This is a genomic window from Streptomyces sp. NBC_00872, assembly GCF_045161915.1.
Classification (GTDB): Bacteria; Actinomycetota; Actinomycetes; order Streptomycetales; family Streptomycetaceae; genus Streptomyces.
The window spans coordinates 4,933,537-4,948,722 of the sequence record NZ_CP108806.1 but is presented as its reverse complement, the minus strand read 5'-3'; the positions used below and the strand labels follow the sequence as shown (position 1 = coordinate 4,948,722).

Annotated in this window: 17 protein-coding genes; 9 read left to right on the top strand and 8 right to left on the bottom strand. The window is 69.9% G+C overall.

Annotated features, from left to right (window positions below; translation table 11 throughout):
• Positions 1-147 precede the first annotated feature (147 nt).
• Entirely contained in the window at positions 148-1,365 is a 1,218-nt protein-coding gene (lhgO, locus tag OG214_RS21175; RefSeq protein WP_405985626.1) for an L-2-hydroxyglutarate oxidase, read from the top strand.
• A 38-nt stretch (positions 1,366-1,403) separates the two neighbouring features.
• On the opposite strand, the gene OG214_RS21170 is transcribed toward lhgO, so the two are convergent.
• Genes OG214_RS21170 through OG214_RS21150 form a run of 5 tightly spaced genes read right to left on the bottom strand, consistent with a single transcriptional unit; the run spans position 1,404 to position 3,135 of the window.
• Positions 1,404-1,622 (bottom strand): DUF397 domain-containing protein, encoded by a 219-nt coding sequence (locus OG214_RS21170; RefSeq protein ID WP_405985625.1) that lies wholly within the window; start codon positions 1,620-1,622, stop codon positions 1,404-1,406.
• A gap of 11 nt (positions 1,623-1,633) precedes the next feature.
• The gene (locus OG214_RS21165) at positions 1,634-1,867 is read right to left on the bottom strand and encodes a DUF397 domain-containing protein (protein WP_405985624.1); all 234 of its coding nucleotides are present in this window, start codon (positions 1,865-1,867) and stop codon (positions 1,634-1,636) included.
• Complete coding sequence (locus tag OG214_RS21160) at positions 1,860-2,078, bottom strand: DUF397 domain-containing protein (protein ID WP_405985623.1); 219 nt, start codon at positions 2,076-2,078, stop codon at positions 1,860-1,862. Before OG214_RS21160 ends, OG214_RS21165 begins: the two co-directional genes overlap by 8 nt.
• 11 nt (positions 2,079-2,089) lie before the next feature.
• Positions 2,090-2,308: a DUF397 domain-containing protein gene (locus OG214_RS21155; protein ID WP_405985622.1), complete on the bottom strand. Its 219-nt coding sequence runs from the start codon at positions 2,306-2,308 to the stop codon at positions 2,090-2,092.
• Positions 2,305-3,135 (bottom strand): helix-turn-helix domain-containing protein, encoded by an 831-nt coding sequence (locus OG214_RS21150; protein WP_405985621.1) that lies wholly within the window; start codon positions 3,133-3,135, stop codon positions 2,305-2,307. Before OG214_RS21150 ends, OG214_RS21155 begins: the two co-directional genes overlap by 4 nt.
• A gap of 192 nt (positions 3,136-3,327) precedes the next feature.
• Between OG214_RS21150 and OG214_RS21145 the strand changes: the two genes are divergently transcribed.
• Together OG214_RS21145 and OG214_RS21140 are read left to right on the top strand one after the other, a co-directional pair.
• Complete coding sequence (locus OG214_RS21145; protein ID WP_405985620.1) at positions 3,328-3,789, top strand: ATP-binding protein; 462 nt, start codon at positions 3,328-3,330, stop codon at positions 3,787-3,789.
• A 106-nt stretch (positions 3,790-3,895) separates the two neighbouring features.
• A complete protein-coding gene (locus OG214_RS21140; protein WP_405985619.1) occupies positions 3,896-4,489 on the top strand; it encodes a hypothetical protein in 594 nt (197 codons plus the stop codon).
• 228 nt (positions 4,490-4,717) lie between these two features.
• On the opposite strand, the gene OG214_RS21135 is transcribed toward OG214_RS21140, so the two are convergent.
• Entirely contained in the window at positions 4,718-6,100 is a 1,383-nt protein-coding gene (locus tag OG214_RS21135) for a helix-turn-helix domain-containing protein (RefSeq protein ID WP_405985618.1), read from the bottom strand.
• Positions 6,101-6,310: 210 nt separating this feature from the next.
• On the opposite strand from OG214_RS21135, the gene amcB reads away from it, so the two are divergent.
• The 3 genes from amcB (at position 6,311) to OG214_RS21120 (ending at position 8,411) form a co-directional block, all read left to right on the top strand.
• Complete coding sequence (gene amcB, locus OG214_RS21130; protein WP_363079707.1) at positions 6,311-7,462, top strand: cyclophane-forming radical SAM peptide maturase AmcB; 1,152 nt, start codon at positions 6,311-6,313, stop codon at positions 7,460-7,462.
• Complete coding sequence (amcA, locus tag OG214_RS21125) at positions 7,459-7,650, top strand: multiple cyclophane-containing RiPP AmcA (protein ID WP_363079708.1); 192 nt, start codon at positions 7,459-7,461, stop codon at positions 7,648-7,650. Before amcB ends, amcA begins: the two co-directional genes overlap by 4 nt.
• A gap of 74 nt (positions 7,651-7,724) precedes the next feature.
• Positions 7,725-8,411, top strand: coding sequence for a pentapeptide repeat-containing protein (locus OG214_RS21120; RefSeq protein WP_405985617.1), 687 nt, complete (start codon positions 7,725-7,727; stop codon positions 8,409-8,411).
• Positions 8,412-8,536: 125 nt separating this feature from the next.
• Here the strand turns inward: OG214_RS21120 and OG214_RS21115 are convergent, their stop codons facing one another.
• Positions 8,537-9,445, bottom strand: coding sequence for a hypothetical protein (locus OG214_RS21115; RefSeq protein ID WP_405985616.1), 909 nt, complete (start codon positions 9,443-9,445; stop codon positions 8,537-8,539).
• A 34-nt stretch (positions 9,446-9,479) separates the two neighbouring features.
• Complete coding sequence (locus OG214_RS21110; RefSeq protein ID WP_363079711.1) at positions 9,480-10,322, bottom strand: aspartyl/asparaginyl beta-hydroxylase domain-containing protein; 843 nt, start codon at positions 10,320-10,322, stop codon at positions 9,480-9,482.
• A gap of 333 nt (positions 10,323-10,655) precedes the next feature.
• Here OG214_RS21110 and OG214_RS21105 point away from each other — a divergent pair, with 333 nt between their 5' ends.
• The 3 genes from OG214_RS21105 to OG214_RS21095 all read left to right on the top strand — a co-directional run bounded on the left by OG214_RS21105 (position 10,656) and on the right by OG214_RS21095 (position 15,033).
• Complete coding sequence (locus OG214_RS21105; RefSeq protein WP_405985615.1) at positions 10,656-12,377, top strand: hypothetical protein; 1,722 nt, start codon at positions 10,656-10,658, stop codon at positions 12,375-12,377.
• A gap of 373 nt (positions 12,378-12,750) precedes the next feature.
• Complete coding sequence (trmB, locus tag OG214_RS21100; protein WP_405987565.1) at positions 12,751-13,512, top strand: tRNA (guanosine(46)-N7)-methyltransferase TrmB; 762 nt, start codon at positions 12,751-12,753, stop codon at positions 13,510-13,512.
• Between the two features lie 177 nt (positions 13,513-13,689).
• Complete coding sequence (locus OG214_RS21095; RefSeq protein ID WP_405985614.1) at positions 13,690-15,033, top strand: PrsW family intramembrane metalloprotease; 1,344 nt, start codon at positions 13,690-13,692, stop codon at positions 15,031-15,033.
• The last annotated feature ends 153 nt before the right edge of the window (positions 15,034-15,186 follow it).

Sequence of the window (15,186 nt, the reverse complement as noted above, 5' to 3'; positions counted from 1 at the left end):
CCGAGGGTCCGCGTGGGCCGGAACCGAGGGTCCGTCGGGGCTGGTGGCGGCACTCCGTGCCTACTTGTCGTACCGGTCTGTCGATTCGTGGTTTAAGCGCGTTGTCGGCGGGCCAGTGCACTATCGGGGTGGGAGGTGGCGCGCGCTATGAGCGGACGCGTGGGATTCGACTGCGAAGTGCTGGTGATCGGCGGCGGGATCGTCGGTCTGTCGACGGCGTACGCCATCACACGCGCCGCGCCGGGCACCCGCGTGGTGGTGCTGGAGAAGGAGCCGGGCCCCGGACGCCATCAGACGGCCCACAACAGCGGGGTGATCCACAGCGGTGTCTACTACCGCCCCGGCTCGCTCAAGGCGCGGTACGCGGTGCGCGGCTCCGCCGAGCTGGTCAAGTTCTGCGCCGAGTACGGCATCGCCCACGAGGTCACCGGCAAGCTGATCGTCGCGACGGAGCGGGACGAGCTGCCCCGGCTGCACGCCCTGGTCCAGCGCGGCAGGGAGAACGGCATCCCGGTGCGGGAGCTGGGCCCGGCTCAGATCACCGAGTACGAACCACAGGTGCGCGGTCTCGCGGCGATCCATGTCGGCACGACCGGGGTCTGTGACTTCCTGGCGGTCGCGGAGCAGCTCGCGGAGTCCGCGGGCGCGACGGGCGCGTCCGTCCGGTACGACGCGGAGGTCACGGCCGTGGACCGCCGCCCCTGGGGGGTCGCGGTCCGTACGGCGGCCGGGGACGTGGTCAGGGCGCGCGTGCTGGTGAACTGCGCGGGGCTCCAGTGCGACCAGGTGGCGCGGCTCGCGGGCGACGACCCGGGGATGCGGATCGTGCCCTTCCGGGGCGAGTACTACGAACTGGCCCGGCCCGGTCTCGTACGGGGGCTGGTCTATCCGGTGCCGGACCCGGCGTTCCCGTTCCTGGGGGTGCATCTGACCCGGGGCATCGACGGAACCGTCCACGTCGGGCCGAACGCGGTCCCGGCGCTGGCCCGCGAGGGCTACACCTGGCGGACCGTACGGCCCGCCGAGCTGGCCGGCACCCTGGGCTGGCCCGGCTCCTGGCGTACGGCGCGCAGGCACTGGCGGTACGGCGCGGGCGAGCTGCACCGCTCGCTGTCGAAGCGTGCCTTCGCGAAGGCCGTACGGAGACTGCTCCCCGCGGTCAGGGACACGGATCTGCGCCCGGCGACGGCGGGCGTACGGGCCCAGGCGGTGCTGCGGGACGGCACGCTGGCGGACGACTTCCTGATCCGGCAGCGGCCCCGCACGGTCCATGTCCTCAACGCACCGTCCCCGGCGGCGACGGCGTCGCTGCCGATCGGCCGCGAGGTCGCCAGGCGGGCACTGGCGGTGCTGGGCGAGGACTGACACACCCCCTGCCCCGAGGGCGAGGGGGTGTGCGCAGATCACGCGCCGAAGGTACGGGCGAACTCGCCTGCCTTGACACCCGCCACGAACGAGGCGAACGCACCGGCAGGGACGCTCAGAACCGGGCCGCTCGGATCCTTGGAGTCACGGACAGGAACCACACCGGTAGCGGACGCGTACACGGGGGCCCACTCCACGCAGCTGCCGCCGTTGTCGCTGTAGGAGGATTTGACCCAGCGAGAAGAGTCAGTCGTCACGGGATGCCCTTTCACGCGCCGAAGGTACGGACGAACTCGCCCGCCTTGACGCCCGCCACGAACGAGGCGAACGCACCGGCGGGGACGCTCAGAACTGGGCCGCTCGGGTCCTTGGAGTCACGGACAGGAACCACACCGGTAGCGGACGCGTACACGGGGGCCCACTCGACGCAGCTACCGCCGTTGTTGCTGTAGGAGGATTTGACCCAACGGAGTTCGGTCGTCACGGAGTGCCTTTCACGCATCGAAGGTGCGGGCGAACTCGCCCGCCTTGACGCCCGCCACGAACGAGGCGAACGCGCCGGCAGGGACGTTCAGAACTGGGCCGCTCAGGTCCTTGGAGTCACGGACGGGGACCACGCCACGCGGGGCGACGAGGTTGGCGGCCACCTCCACGCAGTTACCGCCGTTGGAACTGTAGGAAGACTTGAACCAGCGAGGGGAGTCGTTCGTCACGGGGTGTCCTTTCACGCGTCGAAGCTGCGAGCGAACTCCCCTGCCTTGACACCCGCCACAAACGAGGCGAACGCGCCAGCAGGAACGTTCAAAACTGGGCCGCTCGGGTCCTTGGAGTCACGGACGGGAACCACGCCGCGCGGAGTGGCGAGGTTGGCGGCCACCTCAACGCAGTCACCGCCGTTGGAACTGTAGGAGGATGTGAACCAGCGGGGGGATTCGGTCGTCACGGGGTGCCCTTTCGTACCTGGTCGATCATGGCCACGGAAGCCGCCTGGGAAAGTGCTTCAGCCTGTAATTGATGGTAGGCCGTCAACAGAGGCTGGACGAACCTCATATCGCGTTCCAATCTTCCCTGCTGGGCGGACTCGGCGTAGGCAAGCTGGGAACGGTCCGGCAACGTCAGTAAGCGAACCGGCAGATCGAACGCGCGCCGCTCGCCAAGATCGTACGGAGCCACTTGGAGAACCGTTGAGGGCAGTTCTGCGAACTCCACCAATCGGTCCAGTTGTGCCGCCATGACCTCGGGGCCGCCCACAAGCCTCCGAATGCAGCTCTCGTCCAACACCGCGTAGACCAGCGGTGTGGGAGTCCGCTTCAGTGACGCTTGCCGCTTTGCGAGTAGAGCCAGCCGTTCTTCTGCTTGCTGCTCCGTGATCGCTCCACGTCGCATGGCACCTGTGGTGATGGATGCGGCGTACTCCGGTGTCTGGAGCAGCCCGGGGATGATGCCCAGCTCAAAGAGCCTGATCTCTGCCGCGCGGACCTCGTGAGCGACGAACTCCGGGAACCCTTCCAGTATCGCGGTGTTCCATACGGCCCGACCCTGACGTTCGAGCCGATCACCCGTGCCGAACGCCCTGTCAGCACTAGCCGCGAAGCGGGGAGTTGGAGGCCGACGACCAGTTTCGACGGCAGAAATGTGCGTTCCGGAGCACCCCATGCGCTCCCCCAACTCGTCCTGGGTCCAGCCGCGCTCATCCCGCAGCGAGCGCAAACGCTCTCCGAATCGCGCACCGGGCGATTTGTCGGGGTCCAGCTCCTTACGGTTCACCATCCTGGTAACCAACTCTCCGCTCAAACCACGCAAGTTGAAGACAGGTGGACTCTACGCCACTCTGAGTGCCCACGGTAGTCGTTCCGCTACGGAGAGGGATGGGCCTTGCCCTGCAAGCGCACTCCCGCCAAGTCCCGCAGCGGCGCCGCCGAGTTGGCCGAGGGCGAAAAGGGCAGATGGAGGGCGTGTGACATGTACGGGAATCGCAGGCCGGACTCAACGGAGCACAGCGTTGTGCTGCGGTGGAGCAGTCACCCGAGATGCGTGGCGCTGGCGCGGCTGGAGTTGCGCAAGGCGCTGGCCGGCTGGGGGCTGTCGGAGCTGGAGGATTCGGCGGTCCTGATCGTGTCGGAGCTGCTCAGCAACGCGCGGCTGCACGCGAGGGTGACGCCGGAACAGACCATCGAGACGCGCTACTTCCGCAGCTCGGGTGCTCTGCGCATCGAGGTGCACGACGGTTCGCCGGAGCGTCCGCAGCCGCGTATGCCGGATCCGGCGGCGCTCGACGGCAGGGGGCTGCTCCTGGTCGACGCGCTGGCGGACGAATGGGGAGTGGCCGATCGGGCCGGGCCGGGAAAGATGATCTGGGCGTCGTTGTCGGTGCGGAGCGCGGCGGAGCGCAACGCGCCGGGCGGGGGGCCGGGCCGTGGCTGAGCTGTCGGGGACGGATGGGGGCGAACGGCCTCCGCTCGGTGCGACGGCACGGCCGGGTGTCGTGCCGTACATCGCCTGTTGGTCCTCCGAGCACAGGCCCAGGGGTGTGGTGATCGCCAAGGGTGACGGCATCGCGTACGCCGACGAAGGGCCGTACGAGCGCGACGACATGGGCGTGCTGTGGAAGCGGATCGGAATCAGTCCGGGCAAGGGACGGCCCGAGTTCGGGAATGTGCACTTCCTGCGCCAGCGCCACGCCATGCGGAAACTGCTGTGCCAGATCTGCGGCGGGCCGTCCGACCGTACCGACGACGGCACGTTGTGGGTCGTGGGCGAGGACGCGGACTACCCGGAGCTGAGCAAGCCCGGCTACATCACCACCCATCCCCCCTTGTGCGTACCGTGCGCGGTGACGTCGGTGGGGGCCTGCCCGCACTTACGCGAACGGCATGTGGCGCTGCGCGTGAAGACCTTCGTGGTGGCGGGGGTGCACGGAGCGCTGTACCGGCCGGGCGGCGGGCCGTTCCCGGTGATGTACGACGCCGGCGGCGTGGCATTTGAAAGCCGGCGGCTCGGCTGGGTGCTCGCAGGCCAACTCCTCATGGAACTGGATGAGTTCACCATCGTGGACCTGGCAGCGGAACACGCCGCGTACCTGAAGCGCGCCGAGGCACGAGCCAGGCTCTTCGGCGAACGCTGAACCGAGCACCCCAGCAGATACAGACCCCCGCGTGGCCGCACGGACGCCCCGTCCCGGCTGCCCGTACCACCCACCCCACCCACCGACCAGAACCTTCGACCTGGCATCCCCCGTGAGCCCACTCGGCAGCGCGGACAGCAGCGTCCCGCCCTCCCCTGCCGACCGCGCCCGCCCCGCCCTTCCACCACAACAAGGAGGCTTGCCCACATGGCGTACTCGGGCCGGCGGTTACACCAGCACACCGCAACGCGCGGCCAGGCCCCTCAGTTCGCTGGTGGTCCGGCCGGACAGCAGCAGCCCGGAGACCATGGCCTTCACCGCCGGCCTGGAGTGAGTCTCTTCCGGGGCATGCTGCTCCGCCGCCAGCAACGCGCGCACGCACTCGTCCCGGCGTCCCCACCGCCCGAGCGCCGCAGCCACATCGGTGTAGTAGCGGGCCCGCCGCTCCACAGTGGGCAGGCTCTGCGGGGACAGGGCGCGGGCCGCCGTCAATGCCGCACCCGGGTCGCCGGTCGAGTTCTCCGCCGAGATCAGATGCAGTTGCACCGTCGCCGTGCTGAACCCGCCGCCGTGGTCCCGCAGGCGGGTCGTGCTGCCCAGCTCCCGGGCGATGGCGGCGGCCTCGGCGGTCATCTTCCGCATGGCGTCCGCGTCGCCGCCACGCGCGGCGCTGTAGGCGGCGGACTGGATCAGCAGCCCCCGCTCCGCCGCACCGTCACGCCCTGCCTCGCGCAGGCTCGGCGCCTCGGCAGCGGCCAGCGCGATCGACATCGCTTCGTAATGCCAGCCGGCTCTGCGCGCCAGCACGGCCAGTTGCCGCGCGGACTCGGCAACGGCCAGAGCGTTACCGTCCGCCTCGGCCAACTGCCGCGCACGGTCGGCCGCCATCCAGCCGAGCTGCTGTTCGTCGAACTTGACCAGCAGCCGGGTCGCCAGGACGTACGCCTTGGCCAGCACCAGATGCTGGCCGTGCCCGCTGATGCTGTGCGCGTGCCCGGACCGGATCACCAGCGGCAGCCGCGACGACAAGCTGTCGTACCGGCAGGCATGGAAGTCCGCCATGGCGCGGCCCAGTTCGACGGGCAGTCGCACCGGATCGGGCAGTGCCCCGCCGCCGAACCCGAGCATCGCGTCTCGCAGCCGGCCGACGAGCACATCACCGATCAGTGTGTCCCTGTCGGCCGTGCTGCCGCGTGTCAGCGGGGTTCCGGCGGCTGCGGCTGCGGTGACCGCCAGGTTCGCCAGCAACTTTCTACGCCGCACCGCATCCTCACCGTCCTCGCCACCAAGGTTTCTCACCATAGAGGCAGGCAGGCTCGGGTACCCGGCGAACACCTCAGCGGCACGGCCGTGGCCGTCGACCGGCACGTCCGGCGCCAGACCGAGCGCCTGCGGCGGCAGCCCGAGCGCGTCGACGAACAGCCTGCGTGTGACGACGTCCGCGAGCGACGACCTTCCGGTCTCATACCGGGATACCTGCGCGATCGAGTAGCCCGTCTTCTCGGCAAGCTGGGCGATCGTCATCCCCTGCTTCCCACGCTCAGCCCGGATGACCTTCCCCGGATGAGCGTCCTCCGCCCGGCTTCCCGGCGTTGCCCTGCCCCCACCCATACCCCGCTCCCGTCACCGACCGAAGCTGTGCCCCGTCCACCGTAGGCGCCGGACACCCGTCGGCGAAGGGCTTTTGCACCACATGCAAGCCGTTTGCAGATCACAGCAGCCCCTCTCCCCGAAGCCACCACCAGCGCGGTTCCCTCATACCCGGAGCTACCGAACGTCCGAAGCCACAGCTCCCCCCTGTCCGTCGAGGAGAGGCCCCCGATGCGCTCTCGCCCGTCCCCTTGGCCCGTCCGGTACCAGCAGCGGTTCGCGGCTCCGCAGACCGTGGTGGTTCAGCCCACGACCTGGTGCAATCTGGACTGCCGGTACTGCTACCTGCCGTTTCGCAAACTCAAGCACCAGATGCCCCTGGAGGTGGCCGAGGCCCTGGCTCAGGCGGTGGCCCAGTTCGAGGGCAGCGGCCATCCGATCGGCATCGTCTGGCACGGCGGGGAGGCACTCGCCGTGGGGCAACAGAAGTTCGTCGCCCTGCTCGCGCCGTTCGAGGACCTGCGGCGGGCAGGCCGGGTCCAGCACTACGTGCAGACCAATGCCACTCTGATCACGGAGACGTGGTGCGATCTACTGGCCGCGTACGACGTCCGGGTCGGGGTGAGCATCGACGGGCCGGCCGTCATGAACGCCGAGCGTGTCGACCTTCGCGGCAAGCCCGCCTTCGCCCGGATCCTGCGCGGCATCACACAACTGCGCGAGCACGGCATCCCGTTCTCCGTCATTTCGGTGGTCGGCACCCTGGGCATCACGATGCCGGAAGAACTGCTTGAGTTCCTGGCCGCTCTGGGCGGCCATTCGGTGGGCTTCAACATCGAGGAGATCGAAGGGATCAACACCGACCGGCAGCCGCCCACTCCGGTCCAGGCCGAGGAGTTCTGGCGCCGCACCCTCATCTGGACCCGCGAGCACCCTGGCGCCCCGCCGGTCCGGGAAGTCGAACGCCTCGCCAAGTATCTCCAGCTGATCCGTTCCGGCCAGAGAGCCGAGTGGGACCGGCGCCGCCTCGACCCGATCCCCACGATCTCCTGGAAGGGTGATGTAGTCCTGCTCTCCCCGGAACTCGCGGACACGGCGGCGCCCGAGTACGGCGACTTCGCCGCCGGCAACCTCCTCGACCGCCCCTTGGCCGAGATCCTCCGTAACGCCCACCGGCTGCGCTACGTACGCGACTTTCTCACCGGCCTGGACCGCTGCGAGGCCACGTGCGAGTTCTTCGACTTCTGCCGCGGCGCCCAGGCTGCCAACCGCTTCTTCGAGAACGGCAGCCTCACGACCACCGAGACCAACTACTGCCGGGTCTCCCGGCAGGCCCTGGTCACGGCCCTGTCCATGCTCGCGACAAAGGAGGCAGCCGCATGACGATCCTGGACCGGCTCGTCACATCCGACACCCTCATCGTGATGGAGTTGACAGCCACGCAAGAAGCCCCGACACCGGTGATCGTTGAAGGCAAGTGGGACAACCGGCCCACGTGGGACAACTGGGCGAAGAACCCAGCCTCCTTCGACAACCGCCCGACCTGGGACAACTGGAACAAGAAGAAGTAAGCCGCGCCGCTGCCGGCACGCCCCGGGCGTGCCGGCAGCACCGGTGACCGACCCGCCGCCCTGGAAGGCTGTTGATGGACACCCGTACGATCCGCCGCACGAGCGTCACGCTCCCCGCCCTGAACGAACCGGGCCTCCACCTCTCCGACGTCACCTCGCTGGGGGGCGGCCGTGGCCAGGTGACGAAATTCCATTACGCCGAGGCAGATCTGCGGGAGCTCGACCTGGCCGACACCCACCTGATGGACGGGAGGATCACCGGCCTCAAGGCCCGGCGCACCCGTCTGGAGAAGCTCCGCGTCGACTCCGTGGATTTCACGGGCTGCGACCTGTCCTCCCTGCGGTGGACCGACAGCAAGATCTCCAGAGCCGTCTTCCGCGACTGCAAGCTCATGGGCGCCACGCTCGAAGACGTCACGCTCGACAACGTCCTGTTCGAGAACTGCAAGTTGGACTACAGCACCTTCGCCCGCGTCCGGGCTGCCGGCCCTGTGATCTTCGCCAAGTGTTCGCTGCGGGAGACCGCTTTCGTCGCCGCCGATCTGGGCGCCGCCCTGATCGACGACAGCGATCTGCGGCTGACCGAGTTCGACGGCGGGAAGTACTGCGGCCTGGACCTCCGGGGCAACGACCTCTCCCAGCTCCGCGGCCTCACCTCGCTCAAGCAGATCGTCATCGACCGGGCCCAGTCACTCCAACTGGCCGAGGCCCTCACCGCCGAACTGGACGTCACCTTCGGCGAAGACCTCGACGACAAGTAGCCCCGTACCCGCCGTCGGGTGGCACAGCCATGGACCCGCGACTCGTATCCGACACGTTCGACGACATGGGCGACCGGTGCGACACCACGCCGGTCCGGCTGCCCGGCACCGCCCCGTGGTGGCGGTCATGCCAGCTCCAGGTAGGTGCGGCAGGCGGTGACCGCGTCGGTCAGGCCGGCCAGCGCGTTCGGGCAGGCCCGCTCGGTCAAGGCGATCACCCGGTCCAGCGCGGCGTCGACGTCCTGGGCCGTGGGCACGGCAGGGGAGGTGACGGCGGCATCCAGGTCGGCCAGGCAGGCCCGGCCGATCGGAGTGAGCGCGAGTTCTTCCCGTAGCTGGTACCAGCCCCAGTACCGGGATGTCGGCGCGAGCGCGGCCTTGATCAGGTCCTTGGTCGCGGTGTGCAGCAGGTGCCACTCGGCGTACGCGACGAACCGCTGACCGCGGCGAAGTCGTTTGCGGAGGAGTACCGCGAGGACCAGGTGCTCGACCAGCAGCTCGGCGCACGTCTTGGGGCGTGCGACCCGCTCGGCGACGAACGTCTCGGCCCGTCGGCGGTCCTCGTCCAGTGGGGGCGCCGGATCACGGTCGAGGACCGCCGCGCAGGTCACCTTCCGGCGAATCTCCGAGATCTTCGAGGCGGGTGCGAGGTACAGGTCCACCTGCTGCAGCTTGCCGTCGTACGGGATCAGGAACACGTACCCGAGACCGCCCAGGTCGGCGACGATGCTGTCCGGCCAGCCCGGCAGCAGGGCCCCGGCCTCAACGGCCATCAGGTCATCCAGGGCGTCCGTGAAGGCGGGCAGCAGCGCGTCGTCGACACCGATGACGAAGTCGACATCGGAGAGCCGGTCGGCGGTGCCCGAGGCGAGCGATCCGCGGACCAGCAGGTGCGTGACGGCCGGCGAGACGGCGAGGATCTGGGCGATGTGCCCCACCAGCGGCAACTGAGCGGGGCGGTTGGCGTCGGCGAGTTCGGCCAGCTGGAAACCTGCCGCGAATGGGGCGGCGGGAGCGAGCATGGGGGTCGGCATGACGAATTCCCTTCCGTGCGCGGGGAGATGAAGGTCAGGAGACGGCGTGGGCGAGGAGCTTCGTCTTCGCCGTGCTCCACCGCTCGGCGGCCTCGGCGTCGCCGAGCGCGGTGTGCAGCGCGGCGACGAGGTCGTACGTGGCGCCCTCGGGCAGAGCGAATCGGTAGAACAGCCGCAGCAGCAGACGTTCGGCCGCAGCGACATAGCCGAGGTCCGCCAGGCGCCGGGCCTCGGCGAGCTTCGCGGACAGCACGGCTTGCGAAGCGACGGGGAGCGGCTCGGACGCCGAGGGATGCAGTTGCGCACGCTCAGCCAGCTGTCGGTAGGCGTCGTCCGCGTACACGTCGGCGATCAAATGGATCCGGTCCGGACCGAGCAGGTTGCACACCCCATGCGCGTACGTCGGGGTGAGCCGCCAGATCCGCCCTCCAGTCATGTGGACCTTCGTGCCGCCCGTCACCAGGAAGGCCGAGGAGTTGGTGTGGAGCGGAATGTGGAGGCGGTGCCGCTCGGTCGCGGCCAGTTCGTCGTAGTCGCGGTGCTCCCAGAGATACGCGTTCGCCTCCAGCCGGGCGAGGCGGACCCACATGTACGACAGCCCGAGCCTGGCGAGCACCTCGGCGGTCACCGGCATCGCCTCCAGCAGGGCAGTGGGGCGCGGCGTGCAGTCGCCGATCCGTACGTCCTCCGCGTCGCCGGAGGCATTCATCAGGGACGTCGTCCACCAGCCGCCGGACTGGTACGCCCCGTACTCGGCCTTCCACGGGGCCGACGCGGTCAGAGCCTCGTGCCGCAGTTGTTCGACGCGCACCGCGTCCAGCCGGTCCAGCTGGGCGATCTGTCCGGCCAGGGCGAACAGCGGAGGTCGGTCGTCCATCGTGCTCTCCCAACTCCCGCCCCGGTCAGGGGCGAGGGGTGTGTGGGACGGGTGGAAGACGCAGCGCGTCCGGCTGGTGCCCTCGGGCGGGGAGCCGAACGGGATGAGGGTCCGTCGGCCGGACGCGGCGCCTGTCCAACAGCTTCATCCGAGGCCGTCTGGCCTGGTAGTGAGAGCTGATCGCCCGCGATGGGCGACGACGCCGCCCACTGCGGGCGTTCAACTCGCCCCCATGGAAGAAGGTTTGGGATGGCACTGGGACAGGCAAGCCATCACCGATACCGTGACGCGGACACCACCGCTGTTCGCGTGCGGCCCAGCGGGGAGCCGAGGATGACCGTCACCACGGACACACCCAACCGACGGGCCCATGAAGCTGCCTGCGGTCGCCGGATACGCGAGCGTGCCCTCGGCCACGCGGGATCACCCGAACCCGTTCCCGCGGCGCTGGTCGCGGCGATCGCGGCGCAGATCGAAGAACACTGCGGGCATCACCGCCTCAAGTGCCGCCGCCTGGCGGCTGGTTGGACGGTCGCACATGCTGTGGAGCAGCTGCACGCCTTTGTGGAGGCCAACCGACTGCGGCCAGTGGGCGTCACCGAGCGGTCGTGGAAGGACTGGGAAACCGGCATCCTCCCGATCGCCGGGACCCAGGACCTGCTGTGCCGCCTCTTCGCGACGAGCCCCGTGGCCCTGGAGTTCGCCCGCGACTACTCGCCGCCCGACGACAGGGCGGCCGCCTCGGCCCACGACCCGCACGTCACAGCCCAACTCCGGCACGAGCCGCGGACCAGCACTGTTTTTGCCCCCCTGCTCACCGCGCAGCTGTACGGCCCCGAGCGATCGTCGCTGATCATCGTCGAGCACGACCAGGCGCCGTCCGAAACCGGGATGGCGCCGACGTTCCGTTTCTCCACACGGGAAGGACTACCGGAGACCGGGCCGCGATTCGCTGGTCAAGGGCCCGGCAGGCCACCCTCGGCCGATAGCGTGGACTCGGTCATCCGGTTAGGAGAGTTCGACGTGCGACGCCGGCAGTTCTTCGCAGCCTCCAGTGCCGCCGCCCTCAGTGCACTTGACCTGCCTGATCCCGACAGCCTCACCCGCCGCACCGCCGCTGCGGAGGCCGGGGCCACCGTGAACGTCGGGGCCGGCGAGGCCGCGGCCGTCCGGCACATGGTCAAGACACTCGGCGACTCCGCCGCCGAACTCGGTGGCGGTCACGCCCGACACCTGGCCGTGCGCTACCTCACCACGGAAGTCGCCGGCTGGCTGAACGGCACCTATACCCAGGCCACCGGCCGCGAGCTCTACGCAGCAGCGGCCCAGCTCGCCCACCTGGTGGGATGGATGGCCCAGGACGAAGGCAATCAGGGACTCGCCCAGGAGTACTACAAGGAGTCGTACGGCTTGGCTGCCGACGCCGGAGACCCCGAACTGGCCGCGACCGCCCTTCGCGGCCTCGCAGTCCACTGCATTGATCTCGGATACCGGGCCGCCGCCGTCAGGCTGTCCGAGGAGTGCGTCCGCTACACGCGCCACCTCCACGAGCCCCGCGCCATCGCGTACTACAACGCGACCCTGGCCAACGCCGCCGCTGCGGACGGCGACCGCCGCACCGCCACCAAGGCCCTGGCCGCCTCGCAGACCGCCATCGAACGCGCCCCGAACGTCCCCGGCGAATCGTGGGCGGCCCACTACTCACCCGGCCGTTGGGCCCACGAGTCCGGGATGATCCTCGCCAGCCTCGGCGACCTCAACGCTGCCGAAGAACACCTTCACCACGCCCTCGACATCCACGGTCTCGACCGACGCCGCACCCGCGCCATCGTCCTTGCCGACCTCGGCCAGGTCCGGCTGCGCCGCGACGACATCGACGGCGCCTTCTCCGCGTGGAGCGAGTTCGTCGACTGCGCAGGCGGCCTCCACTCCATGAAGGTCCACAACGCCGTCCAGGACATGAGTGCTCGCCTCGGCCTCGACCGCCTCCGCGGCGTGGCAGGAGTGGACGAGCTCCGCGAACGCGCCGCAGTCCTGCGGACAAGTCCCGCGTAACGCCTTCGGAAACGTCGGAGCATGAGCCCTGGTTCGAGAGCGGTGAAGACGAGCCGATCATGTGGAATGTCTCGGCCGACCTTGTCGGCCATGAGCGGGACGAGAACGTTGAGCACGTCGGCGACTTCGAATTCTTCCGTGCCGACCCGTACGAGACACGGCGCTTCGGCGAGGGACCCTGGCAGACGGGCGGGAATGGACGGGAAGGCGTGGCGGGGGCGATCGCTGGGCGCTCCGTAGAATCGGTGCGTGGTGGCCGAGCGCGAGAAGACCGGGACGGATGACTGAGATGGCCGAGGCGACCGAGTCTGTTGAGCAAGGCATGACCGATGGGGCCGGCGGCGCCGGGACGGCCGAGCGGGCCGGGGCGCGGATGATGAGCCGGATGTTCCCCGAGGGCGACGGGCCCGCCGCCGATCCAGCCGGCTCGCACTTCGAGCGGCGCATCCGCAGCTTCCAGCCGCGCCGCAGCCGCGTCACCACGGGCCAGGCCGACGCGCTGCGACGGCTCTGGACCGTCTGGGGCCTGGACATCGACGGACAGCGGGTCCTCGATCCGTACGAGCTGTTCGGCGGGCTGCCGGTCGTCCTGGAGATCGGCTTCGGGATGGGCGAGGCCACCGCGCGCATGGCCGCGGACGACCCCGGCACCGGAATACTCGCGGTCGATGTGCACACCCCCGGCCAGGGAAATCTCCTCCGGCTCGCGGAGGAGAACGGACTGTCCAACATCCGGGTGGCCAACGGCGACGCGATCATCCTGCTCAGGGAGATGCTGCCGCCCGGGTCCCTCGACGGGCTGCGGGTCTACTTCCCCGACCCCTGGCCCAAGAAGCGCCACCACAAGCGACGGCTGATCCAGCCGGAGTTCCTCACCCTGGCCGCGAGCCGGCTGAGGCCCGGGGCCGTACTGCACTGCGCGACCGACTGGGAGCCGTACGCCGAGCAGATGCTCGCGGAGCTGACGGCCCACCCGGGCTTCGAGAACACCCGGCCGGACGGCGGATACGCGCCCCGTCCCGCGTTCCGGCCGCTGACCCGGTTCGAGGGCCAGGGGCTCGACAAGGGCCATGCCGTACGCGATCTGCTGTTCCGCCGCGTACCGGATCTGCCGGAACGGCCGGGACACCCGTAACGGCCGGCACGGCCGGATCTGCCGGATCTGCCGGATCTGCCGGGACAGCCGGGACAGCCGGGACAGCCGTCCGCCTGACGCGACCTGACCGTAGGGCCCGCCCCGGGTCCGCCCGTAACCGGCGGTAGCGGCAGAGGCACCATCGCCAGTGTCAGTGGCTCTCGTTAGGGTCATCGGGTGTCGGAACCCTCGCAGCAGCGCCTCGATCCGGGCCCGGCGATCCCCGTCTACGAGCAGCAGGAACAGCTCGGTGACCTGTGGACCGCCGTACCGGACCCTGCCCGCAGGCGCTATCGCCCGCGCCGCGCCTTCTGGCGTCACCGGGCGGTGCGGGCGGGGGCCGTGATCACGCTGCTCGCACTCTGCGCGCTGGTGATCCTGGCGCTCGTGCGGGACCAGACCGGCACCGAGGGCTTTCTGGTCGGTCTCGGTCTCGCCGTGCTGCCCGTACCGCTCCTGATCGCGGCCTTCCGCTGGCTGGACCGCGTCGATCCCGGCCCCTGGCGCAATCTGCTGTTCTCGTTCGCCTGGGGCGCCTTCGCCGCGGCCCTGGTCGCGATCATCGCCAACACCTTCGCGACCCGGTGGATAGCCACCGCCACCGCGGACCCGGCGGGCGCGGAGTCCCTGGGCGCCACGGTGATAGCGCCGGTCGTGGAGGAGAGCGCCAAGGCCGCGGCGATCCTGCTGATCTTCCTGTTCCGCAGACGGGACTTCACCGGGCTGGTCGACGGGGTCGTGTTCGCGGGCTTCACCGCCACCGGCTTCGCCTTCACCGAGAACATCCTCTATCTCGGCAGCGCCTTCGGCGAGGACCAGACCGCGGACCGCACGGGCCTGCCCGCCATGACGGCGGCGACCTTCTTCGTACGGGTGGTGCTGTCCCCGTTCGCGCACCCGCTCTTCACCGTGCTCACGGGCATAGGTTTCGGGCTGGCGGCGATGGCGACCCGTCGCCAGAGGTTCCGGCGGTTCGCCCTTCCACCGCTCGGTCTGGCGCTGGCGATGGGGATGCACGCGCTGTGGAACGGCTCGACGTCGCTCTTCGGCCCGTTCGGCTTCTACGCCGTGTACGCGGCGTTCATGGTGCCGGTCTTCGGGCTGCTGACCTGGCTGGCGATCTGGAGCAGACAGCGCGAGCTGCGTACGGTCTCCGCCGAGCTGCCCGCGTACGCGGCTGCGGGCTGGCTGCCGGCGGCCGCGCCCCAGGCGCTCTCCTCGATGCGGGCGCGCACGGTGGCACGCGATTTCGCGGGCCGTACGTACGGGCCCCAGGCGTCCCGATCGGTCGGCGAGTACGAGGCGTTCGCGACGTCCCTGGCGTTTCTGCGCCACCACGCCCAGCGCGGCAAGGCCGGCCCGGACTTCGTCGAGCGCGAGCAGGAGCTGCTGCACCATCTCTGGCAGCGCAGGGAGACGGCGGGACCGGCGCTGACCTATGCGGCGCGGGCCACGGGCCGGGTGCCGGTGCCTCCGCCGTACATCGACTACGACGGCTACAACCCGTACCGCCAGTACTGACACGAACGTGGACGAACGTGCCGGTCAGGTCAGGTCAGGTCCCCTGCCGACGGCTGACGACTGACGGCTGGCGGAGGGGCGGGGGCCGGAAACGGGACCGGCGGCCCAGGCGTCGGGGGGCGAGCGCCGGAGCCGCCGGGGACCGGACTGTGC